We start from the raw sequence: 13,332 nt of genomic DNA, 5'->3' as shown, positions 1-13,332 counted from the left end.
ATCGGGCGAAATATCCCGGTTGTCAGGGACTTTCCCAAACCAATAAGAATGATCCGCAAAGGAGACGACAATGAAACGACTCGGGCTCAGTACAGGCTTTGCAGTTACTGCCCTCGTTGCAGCGATGTCCTCGGCCACCGTTGCACAGGCCGGTGTAACCGACAAAGATATTTTGAACGACCAGATGACGACTGAAGATGTTGTCTCCAACGGTCTTGGTCCTCAGGGCCAGCGCTACAGCCCCTTGACCAAACTGAACACCAAAAACGTGCAGGAACTGCGCCCGGTATGGTCGTTCTCGTTCGGCGGTGAAAAACAGCGTGGCCAGGAGTCTCAGCCTCTGGTCAAGGACGGTGTGATGTATGTCACCGGTTCTTACTCCCGAGTCTTCGCCATCGATGTCAAAACCGGGGACGAAATCTGGGAATACAACGCACGTCTGCCGGATGGCATCATGCCGTGCTGTGACGTTATCAACCGTGGTGTTGCCCTGTATGACGATCTGGTCATCTTCGGTACGCTCGATGCCAAACTGGTTGCCCTGAACAAGGACACCGGCAAGACCGTCTGGAAAAAGACCGTCTCTGATTATCAGGAAGGCTATTCACTGACCGCCGCTCCGTTGATCGTAAATGGCAAGGTGATTACCGGTGTATCTGGCGGTGAATTCGGGGTTGTCGGTAAAGTTGAAGCGTATGACGCTAAAACCGGTGATCTGGTTTGGACCCGTCCGACTGTAGAGGGCCACATGGGCTACATCTACAAAGACGGCAAGAAAGTCGAGAACGGCATCTCCGGCGGCAAGCCGGGCCAGACCTGGCCGGGCGATCTGTGGAAGACCGGTGGTGCGGCAACCTGGCTGGGTGGCTACTACGATCCGGATACCAACAGCATCTTCATCGGTACAGGTAACCCGGCTCCGTGGAACTCCCACATGCGCCCGGGCGATAACCTGTTCTCATCCTCACGTCTGGCGATTGACCCGGATACCGGCAAGATCAAGTGGCACTTCCAGACCACGCCGCACGACGGTTGGGACTTCGACGGTGTTAACGAGCTGATCTCCTTCGATTACACCGACGGTGGCAAGACCGTTAAAGCGGCGGCGACTGCCGACCGTAACGGCTTCTTCTATGTCCTGAACCGCGAGAACGGCAAGTTCATCCGTGGCTTCCCGTTTGTCGACAAGGTTAGCTGGGCTAAGGGTCTCGACGAAAACGGTCGCCCGATCTACGTTGACGAGAACCGCCCGGGTAACCCGGCAGCAGCCGAAAAGGGCAGCACTGTAGTGGCACAGCCTTCATTCCTCGGTGGCAAGAACTGGATGCCGATGGCCTACAGCAAGGATACCGGCTACTTCTACGTGCCCTCTAACGAGTGGGCGATGGATATCTGGAACGAGCCGGTCAACTACAAGAAGGGTGCAGCGTACCTCGGTGCTGGCTTCACCATCCATCCGACCAACGAAGAGTACATCGGCGTACTGCGCGCCATCGATCCGAAGAGTGGTAAAGAGGTATGGCGTTACGAGAACTACGCACCGCTTTGGGGTGGTGTTCTGGCAACCGCCGGTAACCTGGTCTTCACCGGTAACCCTGAAGGCTACCTGATGGCATTCGACGCCAAGAGCGGTGAGATGGTGTACAAGTTCAACACCGGTTCCGGCATCGTCGGCTCGCCGATCACCTGGGAGATGGATGGCGAACAGTATGTTTCCGTCGTATCCGGCTGGGGTGGTGCGGTACCGCTCTGGGGTGGTGAAGTGGCCAAGCGCGTCAAGCACCTGAACCAGGGTGGTTCCGTCTGGACCTTCAAACTGCCGGCTAGTGCCGAGATGGCAAGCAAGTAAATAACGCGTGTTTTAAAAGGGCCTTCGGGCCCTTTTTTCGTATTTAAAGGACTCGACAGACTGAGTCAGTTTGAATTGCTCAACACTAAATCAGCACCGTAGATCAACGTGTGATTGTTTTCGTGACTTGAGTCGTCATCGACTTGAAGGTGGCTGTCCTGCAGGTAGAGGCCCACCACGCCGCGCCGTTGTCTTCTAAACGGAGCCCTGTCAGGGTTTGGCGTAGCGGCCATGCAGTATGCCCACGCGTTCGACGTAGGCTTTGGTTTCCGAATAGGGTGGGATGCCTCCAAACTTGGCAACCGCACCGGGCCCCGCGTTATAGGCCGCTGTGGCAAGTTTGATGTCACCCTTGTAGCGATCAAGTAGGGCAGATAGGTAACGCACGCCCCCGTTTATATTCTGGTGCGGGTCCAGCGCATTATCGACATCAAGATCCTTGGCGGTTGGTGGCATGAGTTGCATCAGGCCAAGTGCACCCTTATTCGAGCGGGCCTTAGGATTAAACGCCGATTCTGCATGGATAACCGCCCGCACCAACGCCGGGTCAACGCCGTACTCGGTGGCGGCAGCGATAATATCTGACTTGAACGCTTCGCGATTCAACGGGGTTTTATACCAGTCAACGGTTGAACCAACTCTACAGGCGTAACAATCGAATCGAAGGACTTCAAAATCCCGTATGTGAAGGGGACGTTGGTCGGTAAAGGCCAGCACGCCGTCGGGGCGGCGGTATTTGTAAACAGTTTCAGTCGAATGGTTGCCTGATGCCCGTTGGCTGGACTTTGACGGGGCGACGTTGGTGTATTCGATGCGTCCGTCAGGATGAACGATGCGCCGGATATTATCGGCACAGGCAACACCCGGCCACGAAACAACGGCACCGCAGAGCAGCGGCAAATACAGCAGTGTTGTGATGATAGGTGATCGTTTAGCCTTCATGGATGTGAGGATACTATTGATAGAGCATATTGAGTAACTGCGCCAGGCTGTTTTCTGCCCTGTGTCAGGTTATTCGATCCTGTGGGGGGCAATGGTAAAGCCGGTCACTTTATAGCCAAGGGTGACCACCTCGCCCACATAGCGCTCGTCACCGGTCGATGCAAATTCGAAGTGATACCGTCGCCATAGGTGGATTTGGCCATCGTCATCGCGCTTAAGCCAGATGGCTCGGAGCGCGACACTTTCGTCAAGCAACTGCAGGTCCATGTCGGCGCAGCCGTTTCGGGCATGACGCAGCGCGATCTCGCGCACTTTCTGCCCCCTCCACCAAAGCAGGCAAAGCGTGCCTGTTATGACCAGCCAGATCAGATCTTTCAGTTCGACCATTTCAATTCCTTTACATGCCCCGCCGGAATCATACCGGATACCGCTGAATGATGTTGAGCACTCAAACGAGCGGCATGTACCTTTGTCGCGTTTGCGACAGCAATCGATGTTCACATGTTTTTATGGGTTAACGCATTACGCCTTTTATCATAGCTATCTCTCTGGAATATAAGAAAAAAGGCCAAAAGTGGTTTTTTGGTAAGCCTTTTGCTGCTCTCCTATGACGGGTATGTTGCGCAAGCGAAACTGAGCGACAAGGCCTGCCATGTCAATTGCAGGAGGGCGGTATGATGGAGAAATTCAAAACGATCAGTGCACAGGAGCTTCCGGAATTGCTGGGGCGGTCCAATGCGCTGCTGCTTGATTGTCGAGATCTGCGCGACTACCGCAGCGGACATATCGAGAATGCGCTGCACCTGCATGACGGTCTGAGAGAATCACTTCTGATGCGTGGCGATAAACACCGCGAGATTGTCATCTATTGCTATCACGGCCATGCCAGCGAACATGTTGCCGAGATGTTCGCCGATTTTGGATTCTCAGAGGTGTACAGCCTGGCAGGCGGATTCAACGCCTGGATAGCGTAGGAGGCCATTATGGAACCGCTTGATCGAGAATTGGCATTGCGGATCGCACTGGCGACCCGAACGCTGCCCGGAGTTGAAGTCGGGGAGCTTCTGTCGATATTGCATGACCGGCTTGGGGCGCCGCTGGATGATGAAAAACTGAAGTCGGTCACCGTGACCAACCTGAAAACAGGGATCGGAAGTCTTGACGGTGAAGAGGACGGTGAGGATATCGGGATCGGGCTTGAGAATATCAAACTGGCGGTACGTTACCTCTGGGGCGAAGAGTCCGATGATGGATTGCCCTCTATCGATCGATATCGCGAGGGGGATATGCCGCATTCGGTTCGCATTGCGGTCGCCTCAAATGGAGGGGCACTTCTCAATGGCCATTTTGGATCTTGCCTGAGATTCCTTGTCTATCAGGTATCGGCGAGTGAGATTCGCTTGGTGGACATCCGCTCTACCATTGAGGCCGATAGCGCACCGGATAAGAATCAGTTCCGCGTGGACCTTATCAAGGATTGCAAAGTGCTGTTTGTGCAGACCATGGGCGGGCCTGCTGCTGCCAAGGTGATTCGCGCCGATATCTATCCGATCAAGGTGCCAGAGTCGGTCGACGCACTCATTAAATTGGCGGAGTTTCAGCGAGTGTTCGAGGCGCCTCCACCCTGGTTTGCGAAGATACTGGGGGTATCGGCTCAGGCGCGTAAACGGTTTATTTCCGATGAGTCCAATTTGGAGGCTATCGAGTAAAGCAGGGGACTGACGTCTATTCGCGCTACACTTTAGGTCATGGGTAATGTCATACCCAACGTTAGAAGAGCGGGAGGCGTGATGGCACTAACAGAGAAAAGCTGCATTCCGTGCAGGGGCGGTATGCCAGCACTTGACCCCGCTGAGGCAGGCGAGCTTGCGCTGCAGGTTCCGCTGTGGACGCTGGCAGAGGGCGGTAAACGTATCCGGCGCGAATTTACCTTTCGTAATTTTGCCGATGCGCTGTCGTTCGTAAACCGAGTGGGTGAGCTGGCCGAAGCGGAAGACCACCATCCCGAGATACGTTTCGGGTGGGGGCATGCAGAGATCGAGCTGTGGACGCACAAGATAGGCGGACTGCATGAAAACGATTTCATCTTGGCAGCCAAAATTGATCAGCTCTGACGGCTTCACGGTGCTGGAAAACAAAACGCCCGCAGTTGCGGGCGTTTTATATTGGGCAGGTTAGCAGGATTTAGCTGTGCTCGCGTAAGAACTCTTCGCTCAGGTTCAGCTCAGTGTTGCTGTTCACCTCAATGCCGCGATTAAGGATGTTGCGTGCGATCTGCTTCGCTTCGTCCAGTGAGTGCATGCTGTAAGTGCCGCACTGGTATTTGTTCAGTTCTGGGATGTCGCCCTCAGCAGCCACGTTCAATACGTCTTCCATCGCGGCGCGCCAGGCGTCGACGACATCCTGTTCGCTCGGGGTGCCGATCAGGCTCATGTAAAAGCCGGTTCTGCAGCCCATCGGTGAAATGTCGATAATCTCTACCGCGTCACCGTTGAGGTGGTCACGCATGAAGCCTGCGAACAGATGCTCAAGCGTGTGGATCCCTTTCTCGGACAGAATCTCCTGATTCGGCAGGCAGAAACGCAGGTCGAACACCGTAATGGCATCACCTTTCGGGGTGTTCATGGTCTTGGCAATACGCACTGCCGGTGCATGCATGCGTGTATGGTCGACTCTAAAGCTGTCCAGAAGTGGCATAGATCATCCTTTCAGACTCGGGTGAATGGTATCAATACGCCAGTATATCGCTTCTCCGACGGTATTTCTCGGATATTGCGGCGGGCGAGCCATTGCGATCAGTACGAAAGTATCGGTTTTTCGCTGCCAAGGGACCATACCGGGAAAGGGGGTGTGCTTACTAAGATGCGAGAGTCGAATAACAAATGGCTTCGCCTGCAAGGCGCAGTCTCTGGACATAAAAACAAAGAGGCTTACGACAATGATCTACGCACAGCCCGGTACAGAAGGTTCTGTTGTAACTTTCCAGCAGCGCTACGGCAACTACATCGGTGGTGAATGGGTAGCGCCGGTTAAGGGTCAGTACTTTACGAATATCACTCCGTGTACTGGCGAAGCTATCTGCGAAATCCCCCGTTCTACCGCAGAAGATATCGAGTTGGCGCTTGACGCCGCTCACAAGGCAAAAGACGCATGGGGCCGTACTTCCGTCACAGAACGCTCCAACATCCTGCTGAAGATTGCTGATCGCATCGAAGCCAATCTTGAAAGACTGGCAGTAGCCGAAACTTGGGACAACGGTAAGGCCGTTCGTGAGACTCTGGCGGCTGACGTTCCGCTTTCTGCCGATCACTTCCGTTACTTCGCCGGCTGTGTCCGCGCTCAGGAAGGTACAATCGGTGAAATCGACGAAAACACCGTTGCTTACCACTTCCACGAGCCGCTGGGTGTTGTCGGTCAGATTATCCCCTGGAACTTCCCGCTGCTGATGGCCGCATGGAAAATCGCACCTGCACTGGCTGCCGGTAACTGTATCGTGCTGAAGCCTGCTGAACAGACTCCGGCTTCGATTCTGGTTCTGATGGAAGTTATCGGCGACCTGCTGCCGGCCGGCGTGCTGAACGTCGTAAACGGCTACGGTGCTGAAGCAGGGCAGGCGCTGGCGACCAGCAAGCGTATCGCCAAGATCGCATTCACAGGTTCTACTCCGGTTGGTTCGCACATCCTCAAGTGTGCCGCTGAGAATATCATTCCGTCTACCGTCGAACTCGGCGGCAAGTCTCCGAACATCTACTTTGAAGATGTGATGGAGCATGAAGACAGCTTCCTGAGCAAGTGTGTCGAAGGTACTGTTCTGGCGTTCTTCAACCAGGGTGAGGTGTGCACCTGTCCGTCCCGTCTGCTGGTTCAGGAGAGCATCTACGAGAAGTTCATCGCCATGGTGATCGAGCGCATCAAGCAGATCAAGCGCGGTAACCCGCTGGATACTGAAACCATGGTCGGTGCTCAGGCATCTCAGGAACAGTATGACAAGATTCTGGGTTACCTGGATATCGGTCGCGAAGAGGGTGCTGAGTGCCTGATCGGCGGTGCAGCCGAGCAGTTGGGCGATAAGCTTAACTCTGGCTTCTACATCCAGCCGACCCTGCTCAAGGGTAACAACAGCATGCGCGTGTTCCAGGAGGAGATCTTCGGGCCGGTAGTCGCTGTTACCACCTTCAAAGATGAAGCTGAAGCACTGGCAATTGCCAACGACACCGAGTTTGGTCTGGGTGCAGGTGTGTGGTCTCGTGACATGAACCGCTCGTACCGCATGGGTCGCGGCATTCAGGCAGGCCGTGTCTGGACCAACTGCTACCATGCGTATCCGGCTCATGCAGCGTTTGGCGGCTATAAGAAGTCAGGTGTTGGCCGTGAAACCCACAAGATGATGCTGGATCACTACCAGCAGACGAAGAACCTGCTGGTCAGCTACAGCACCGATCCGCTGGGCTTCTTCTAAACGTATCTCTGTCCGTTGTGCTTGAACAGGGATAGCTCCGGGGGCTTCGGCCCCCACTATTCCAGGCCTTGTCCCCCACGAGGCTGCCGTCACTAAGCGCACTCTTCGGCTCCTTCGGGAGCCGATTTTTTTTCTATCCCGTCGCATGTTGTCTCTGTTCGTTTTGGGCGAGGCCAGCGCATTGCTACCATTTCGGGGCGCATTTAGTTCCAAAGTACCATATTGATTAGGATGGGCGGCTCCTAAGATCAAGGTGTGTTCAACAATAACAAACGAGGTAATACCTATGTGGACCAAGCCCGCTTTCACTGATCTGCGTATCGGCTTCGAAGTCACCATGTACTTCGCTAACCGTTAATCGCGCGCTCCGAGTGAAGCTGCCGACGATTTGTCGGTAGCCTTCCTCTCAGCCCGGATAGAACGTTCCTCTCCATCCACTCTGGGCCAAATACAATAACAATGAAAATACAGATCCTGGGTTCGGCCGCCGGCGGTGGTTTTCCGCAGTGGAACTGCAACTGCGATAACTGCACCGGTGTTCGTAACGGCACCCTTAACGCCAAGCCCCGCACGCAATCCTCCATCGCCGTTTCCAGCAACGGTATCGACTGGGTGCTGTTCAACGCATCCCCCGATATCCGTGCTCAACTGGCCGATTTCTCACCGATGCAACCGGCACGTGCCAAACGCGACACCGGCATTGGTGCCATCGTGCTGATGGACAGCCAGATCGACCACACCACCGGCTTGCTGATGCTGCGCGAAGGCTGTCCGCTCGATGTTTGGTGTACCGACATGGTTCACCAGGACCTGACGAGCGGCTTCCCGGTATTTAACATGCTGGAACACTGGAATGGCGGTCTGAATCGAAAACGCATTCCAGTGGAGGATGCGGTAAACCGATTCACCATCGAGTGTGCGCCGGGTCTTGAGTTTATTGCCGTACCGCTGATCTCCAGTGCTCCCCCTTATTCACCACACCGTAACGACCCCCATCCGGGCGACAACATCGGTGTGTTGATCCGCGATACCCAGAGCGGCAAATCCCTGTTCTATGCTCCCGGCCTTGGCCGGATCGAACCCCACCTGCCGGCGATGATGGCTGAGGCTGATTGCCTGTTGGTGGACGGCACCCTGTGGCGTGATGACGAGATGGCCCATAACGGCGTCGGCGACAAGCTTGGCGTCCATATGGGTCACCTGGCTCAATCGGGCGAGGGCGGCATGATCGCCTTTCTTGATACTTTAGATAAGCCGCGCAAGGTGCTGATTCATATCAACAATACTAACCCGATCCTGATCGAGGACTCGCCCGAACGCGCTGAATTGGCTGCTCACGGGATAGAGGTCTCGTACGACGGTATGAGCATAGAGCTGTAGGAGTGTCCGCATGAGTACACAAGCACCGATGAGTCGCGAAGCGTTTGAACAGGCCTTAAGGGCCAAGGGCGATCTCTACCATATTCACCACCCCTATCATGTCGATATGTATGCCGGGCGCTCGACGCCTGAACAGATCCGTGGCTGGGTGGCCAACCGCTTTTACTACCAGATCAATATCCCGCTCAAGGATGCCGCGATTCTGGCCAACTGCCCTGACCGTGAAGTAAGGCGCAAGTGGGTTCAGCGTATTCTCGACCACGACGGATATGACGATGCCGAAGGTGGTATCGAGGCCTGGCTGCGCCTCGGTGAGGCCGTAGGGCTGACACGCGAAGAGATTCTGTCGCAGGAGCATGTGCTGCCGGGCGTGCGCTTCGCGGTAGACGCCTATGTGAACTTCGCCCGGCGCGCCGGTTGGGAAGAGGCGGCCAGTTCGTCGCTCACCGAAATGTTCGCGCCGACTATCCACCAGTCGCGTCTGGATGCTTGGCCGGATCACTACCCGTGGATTAAGGAAGAGGGCTACCAGTACTTCCGTAACCGGCTGACCGAAGCGCGCCGCGATGTTAAACATGGCCTCGAGATCACGCTGGACTTCTACGACACCCGCGAGAAACAGGAGCGGATGTTGGAGATTCTCCAGTTCAAGCTGGACGTACTCTGGACCATGCTCGATGCCATGAGTATGGCTTACGAGATGGAGCGCCCCCCTTACCATACTGTAACCAGGGACAAGGTGTATCACCGAGGATTATTCCGATGAACGCAGCCGTTAAAACCGATTTTCGCGTCCCCGTCCTGGGCAGCCTGTTCCGGTTTCAATGGGAACCTGCCCAGCAAGCGTATGTCCTGCTTTACCCGGAAGGGATGGTCAAGTTGAACGAAAGCGCGGGCGAAATACTATCCTTGGTAGATGGGCAGCGTAACGTAAGCGCCATCACCGCGGCGTTGAGGGAAAAATTCCCGCAGGCGGGTGATCTTAGCCGTGACATCACCGAGTTTCTGGAGGTGGCCCGTGAACAGCACTGGATCGACTACCGCTAATACGCTGGCGCGCGAGCAGAAACCACACGGGCAGCCACTCTGGCTGCTCGCGGAGTTAACCTATAAATGTCCGCTGCAGTGTCCATACTGCAGTAACCCTCTGGATTTCGCCGACACCGGTGCTGAACTGACCACAGATGAATGGATCAGCGTCTTTCGTCAGGCACGCGAGATGGGCGCCGCTCAGCTTGGCTTCTCGGGTGGGGAGCCTCTGGTTCGGCAGGATCTTGAGCAACTGATTGCCGAAGCAAGAAAGCTGGGTTACTACACCAACCTGATCACATCCGGTATAGGTCTTAGTGCCGAACGAATCGCAGCGTTTCGCGAGGCGGGACTGGACCATATACAAGTGAGCTTTCAGGCCTCGGACGAAGAGGTCAACAACATGTTGGCCGGTTCAAAAAAGGCGTTTCAGCAGAAGCTTAAGATCGCCCGCGAAGTGAAAGCGCAGGGCTATCCGATGGTGCTTAACTTCGTGACCCATAAGCACAACATCGACCAGATCGACCGGATTATCGAGTTGTGTGTGGAGCTTGGGGCCGACTACGTCGAACTTGCGACCTGTCAGTACTACGGGTGGGCGTATGAAAACCGTGAGCAACTGTTGCCGACGCGTGCCCAGCTTGAACGGGCGGAACGGATTACCAACGAGTACCGTGAAACGCTCAAGGCCGAGGGCAACCCGATACGGTTGATATTTGTCACACCCGATTACTACGAGGAACGTCCGAAGAAGTGTATGAACGGCTGGGGCGAGATCTTCCTGACGGTGACGCCGGACGGTACAGCGTTGCCGTGCCATAGTGCCCGCATGCTGCCGATTGAATTTCCGAATGTTAAGCAGCAGTCGATCGAGGCGATCTGGAACGCGTCGAACGGTTTCAATCATTTTCGTGGCGATGAGTGGATGCAGGAACCTTGTCGCTCGTGCGACGAAAAGGAGAAGGATCATGGCGGCTGTCGTTGTCAGGCCTATCTGATGACGGGCGATATGAATGCCGCTGATCCGGTATGTGCCAAATCGCCTGACCATCACCTGATTGAGGCTGCGCGGGCTTCAGCCGAGGCTGAGCATCCCGCTACCGCGATCACCTATCGCAATGAGCGCAACTCCCGTGTTTTTGCACGATCCGGTTGAGCACCCCATCTCGGCCGCTGAAGCGGTCAAGGCGGTACGCGAATACGCCGGGCTGAGAACGCAAGGTGGCTCGGCGTACGGTGTCAGTTTCGATAGCCGTACCGGTAAAAACCAGCTCTGCCGCTTCGAAGCGGGAGAGCTGGAGTCGATCTTGCCGGCAGAGTTCAGTGTCCGAAGCCGAGTCCACGAGTACGGCGGTGGCGCCTGGTGCCTCTCCAGTCATAACGCGTTCTTCGTCAACGACAGTGATCAGCAGATTTGGTGTGCGAGTCTCTCGGGTGGTTTTGCACGTCAACTCACATCCATGCATCGATCACGCTTTGCAGACCTTACCTTTGACAGCGTACGGCAACGGCTCATCGCGATCTGCGAAACTCACACGCAGGGGCAACCTGAGCCTGAGAATCGCCTGGTCAGTGTCGGTAGCGACGGCCGGGTAAGAGTGTTGGCAGAGGGGGCTGACTTTTACGCGTCGCCCGCGCTGAGCCCTGACGGTTCGGAGTTGGCATGGGTAGAGTGGGATCACCCGAATCAACCCTGGCTAAGCACTCGCGTGTGCGCGGCGTCTTTGTCGGACCTTGGTTATCCAAAAGAGAAGCGTGTTGTATCCGATGTCGAGCGCGCCTGGGTTCAGCCGCGCTTCTCACCTGATGGGGTGTTGCATGCGGTGGTCGATCGTGATGACTGGTGGTCAATAGAATCGTTCAATGGCGAGGCGTTTACACCTTTGTCGGGTGACAAACCGGCCGATACTGAGTTTGCCTCTGCACCCTGGCAATTTGGGTTATCGTCCTATGGTTGGGATGAGAACGGGGCGCTTTGGGCGATAGGTCAGCATAGGGGCTATTCGAACCTCTATCGGCACGATGGTATTCGTTGGCAGCGGCTATGCCTTGATCTAAAAGCAAGCCGCTTACACTCCCTGGCGCTGGCCGATGGAGAGATCTGTTGCGTCGCCGAATTCAGTAATCGGCAGCCGATGGTGTTGAGGATCAGCGGCACGCCCGATACTTACGCAGTTAATGGCTATGCACTCCACGGTGGAGAGTTCCCGGATTATCCTGTTACAAACCCCGAGCCGTGTGGGGCTCCTCTCCCGGACGGCAGTCGCGTGCCTTATTTTCTGTATCGCGGGGTGAGTGCGGGCGTGGCCCCTAGCCCCACGATCATCTTTATACATGGCGGGCCCACCGCATCAACAGCGCCGATACTGAAGTCTGCCATACAGTTTTGGACCCAACGCGGTTACATGGTCGCCGACGTCAACTATCGTGGCAGCACCGGTTATGGGCGCAGCTATAGGATGATGCTGGCCGGTCGTTGGGGCGAGTCCGATGTAGAGGATGTGGAAAGTGTTGCACATGATTTGATCTACCGAGGGTTGGCAGATCCGGGCGCCATGTTCATTCGGGGCAACAGCGCCGGGGGCTATACCGCGTTAAGTGCACTTGCCAATAGCAGCCTGTTTACGGCAGGTGCCAGCCTTTACGGGGTATCCGAGCCATCGCGCCTGAATGATGTAACCCACAAGTTCGAGTCCCGATACCTCTCTTGGCTAATTGGAGATCCGGTTGCAGACAGTACGCGCTACTTGGAGCGCTCACCCCTGCATAATGCCCATAGGATAAGTTCACCTGTTATCTTTTTTCAGGGAGAAGAGGATAAGGTGGTATTGCCCGAGCAGACTCGCGAAATGGCAACGCGTTTAAGAGAGCAGGGCGTCCCGGTTGAAACGCATTATTTCAGTGACGAAGGCCATGGTTTTAGGTCTCCCGTGAACCAAATCAGCGTGTTGGAGCTTGAGCTGGCATTCTATTCGCGCTGGATATCCCAGTAAGGGTTACGCCTGACGTTACATTCCTCTACCGTTACCTGTCTCACGATCCCCGCACAACCTGACCCTCTTGGGATAGCGTCGGGCTGGGGATACGTGGACTTATGGTATTTTATTGGCATGATCTTGATCCTGACATCGCATGAATGGTCAATGCCGGCCATCCGGTAACGTCAAGGCATGAGCGCAGGTCAGGGCGCTAAAACACGGCGATAAAAGTGGAAAGCTGTAGATGAAAGGAAGTTGTTTGTGTGGGGCTGTCACCTATGAGCTTGATCAAATAGACATGCCGATAGGACACTGTCATTGCAACACATGCCGCAAGGCCCACGCGGCCGCATTCAATACCACAGCGGGTGTGCTGCGAGAGCATTTCCGTTGGTTGACAGGCGAAGACACGTTATCGGTATTTGAGTCCTCGCCGGGTAAACTCAGGCACTTCTGTTCAGTCTGTGGGTCTCACCTGATGGCAGAGCGGGTGGGCAAGCCCCATGTCGTGGTCCGCGTGGCGACTCTGGATGACGATCCCGGAATGAGCCCGCAATACCATATTTGGACCTCCCACAACCAGCCCTGGCTATCATATGAGGGGCTGGCAGAGTTTGAGCGGTGGCAGCCGGACAGGTCTTGATATTGCGGCTGGTCATGCGCGTTGCAAATTTCGTATGGCGGTACCAAAGGTG

Annotated in this window: 15 protein-coding genes; 12 read left to right on the top strand and 3 right to left on the bottom strand. The window is 55.5% G+C overall.

Going from position 1 to position 13,332, the window contains the following annotated elements:
• Nucleotides 1-70: 70 nt before the first annotated feature.
• Nucleotides 71-1,849, top strand: coding sequence for a PQQ-dependent methanol/ethanol family dehydrogenase (locus ADIMK_RS20395; RefSeq protein ID WP_036192079.1), 1,779 nt, complete (start codon nt 71-73; stop codon nt 1,847-1,849).
• 210 nt (nt 1,850-2,059) lie between these two features.
• On the opposite strand, the gene ADIMK_RS20390 is transcribed toward ADIMK_RS20395, so the two are convergent.
• Nucleotides 2,060-2,791: a lytic transglycosylase domain-containing protein gene (locus ADIMK_RS20390; RefSeq protein WP_036192075.1), complete on the bottom strand. Its 732-nt coding sequence runs from the start codon at nt 2,789-2,791 to the stop codon at nt 2,060-2,062.
• Between the two features lie 69 nt (nt 2,792-2,860).
• Nucleotides 2,861-3,178 (bottom strand): DUF3301 domain-containing protein, encoded by a 318-nt coding sequence (locus ADIMK_RS20385; protein WP_051693181.1) that lies wholly within the window; start codon nt 3,176-3,178, stop codon nt 2,861-2,863.
• Nucleotides 3,179-3,465: 287 nt separating this feature from the next.
• On the opposite strand from ADIMK_RS20385, the gene ADIMK_RS20380 reads away from it, so the two are divergent.
• The 3 genes from ADIMK_RS20380 (at nt 3,466) to ADIMK_RS20370 (ending at nt 4,905) form a co-directional block, all read left to right on the top strand.
• Entirely contained in the window at nt 3,466-3,765 is a 300-nt protein-coding gene (locus tag ADIMK_RS20380; RefSeq protein ID WP_197027600.1) for a rhodanese-like domain-containing protein, read from the top strand.
• Nucleotides 3,766-3,774: 9 nt separating this feature from the next.
• Complete coding sequence (locus tag ADIMK_RS20375) at nt 3,775-4,500, top strand: dinitrogenase iron-molybdenum cofactor biosynthesis protein (protein WP_036192072.1); 726 nt, start codon at nt 3,775-3,777, stop codon at nt 4,498-4,500.
• 123 nt (nt 4,501-4,623) lie between these two features.
• Nucleotides 4,624-4,905, top strand: a complete 282-nt coding sequence (locus ADIMK_RS20370; protein ID WP_231517106.1) for a 4a-hydroxytetrahydrobiopterin dehydratase — start codon at nt 4,624-4,626, stop codon at nt 4,903-4,905.
• A 70-nt stretch (nt 4,906-4,975) separates the two neighbouring features.
• Here ADIMK_RS20370 and luxS read toward each other — a convergent pair whose 3' ends face one another.
• Complete coding sequence (gene luxS, locus ADIMK_RS20365) at nt 4,976-5,488, bottom strand: S-ribosylhomocysteine lyase (protein WP_036192068.1); 513 nt, start codon at nt 5,486-5,488, stop codon at nt 4,976-4,978.
• A 241-nt stretch (nt 5,489-5,729) separates the two neighbouring features.
• Here luxS and exaC point away from each other — a divergent pair, with 241 nt between their 5' ends.
• The 8 genes from exaC (at nt 5,730) to ADIMK_RS21840 (ending at nt 13,280) form a co-directional block, all read left to right on the top strand.
• Nucleotides 5,730-7,250 (top strand): acetaldehyde dehydrogenase ExaC, encoded by a 1,521-nt coding sequence (gene exaC, locus ADIMK_RS20360; RefSeq protein WP_036192066.1) that lies wholly within the window; start codon nt 5,730-5,732, stop codon nt 7,248-7,250.
• 286 nt (nt 7,251-7,536) lie between these two features.
• On the top strand, nt 7,537-7,608 hold the full coding sequence (gene pqqA / locus ADIMK_RS21845) for a pyrroloquinoline quinone precursor peptide PqqA (protein WP_003253598.1): 72 nt from the start codon (nt 7,537-7,539) through the stop codon (nt 7,606-7,608).
• A 101-nt stretch (nt 7,609-7,709) separates the two neighbouring features.
• Entirely contained in the window at nt 7,710-8,630 is a 921-nt protein-coding gene (pqqB, locus tag ADIMK_RS20355; protein WP_036192064.1) for a pyrroloquinoline quinone biosynthesis protein PqqB, read from the top strand.
• Between the two features lie 10 nt (nt 8,631-8,640).
• Nucleotides 8,641-9,396 carry a pyrroloquinoline-quinone synthase PqqC gene (gene pqqC, locus ADIMK_RS20350; protein ID WP_036192062.1) on the top strand — a complete coding sequence of 252 codons (756 nt, stop codon included), beginning with the start codon at nt 8,641-8,643 and terminating at the stop codon, nt 9,394-9,396.
• Nucleotides 9,393-9,677 carry a pyrroloquinoline quinone biosynthesis peptide chaperone PqqD gene (gene pqqD, locus ADIMK_RS20345; RefSeq protein WP_036192060.1) on the top strand — a complete coding sequence of 95 codons (285 nt, stop codon included), beginning with the start codon at nt 9,393-9,395 and terminating at the stop codon, nt 9,675-9,677. The genes pqqC and pqqD overlap by 4 nt, the downstream gene beginning before the upstream one ends.
• The gene (gene pqqE, locus ADIMK_RS20340; RefSeq protein WP_036192058.1) at nt 9,649-10,815 is read left to right on the top strand and encodes a pyrroloquinoline quinone biosynthesis protein PqqE; all 1,167 of its coding nucleotides are present in this window, start codon (nt 9,649-9,651) and stop codon (nt 10,813-10,815) included. Before pqqD ends, pqqE begins: the two co-directional genes overlap by 29 nt.
• Complete coding sequence (locus tag ADIMK_RS20335) at nt 10,778-12,652, top strand: S9 family peptidase (RefSeq protein ID WP_081849896.1); 1,875 nt, start codon at nt 10,778-10,780, stop codon at nt 12,650-12,652. Before pqqE ends, ADIMK_RS20335 begins: the two co-directional genes overlap by 38 nt.
• 229 nt (nt 12,653-12,881) lie before the next feature.
• Nucleotides 12,882-13,280 carry a GFA family protein gene (locus ADIMK_RS21840; protein ID WP_081849895.1) on the top strand — a complete coding sequence of 133 codons (399 nt, stop codon included), beginning with the start codon at nt 12,882-12,884 and terminating at the stop codon, nt 13,278-13,280.
• Nucleotides 13,281-13,332 lie beyond the last annotated feature (52 nt).

The sequence above is a fragment of the Marinobacterium lacunae genome (assembly GCF_000705555.1).
In the GTDB taxonomy this organism is placed as follows: domain Bacteria; phylum Pseudomonadota; class Gammaproteobacteria; order Pseudomonadales; family Balneatricaceae; genus Marinobacterium_D; species Marinobacterium_D lacunae.
The sequence above is the reverse complement of the archived record's forward strand: the minus strand, read 5'-3'. Positions and strand labels throughout refer to the sequence as shown.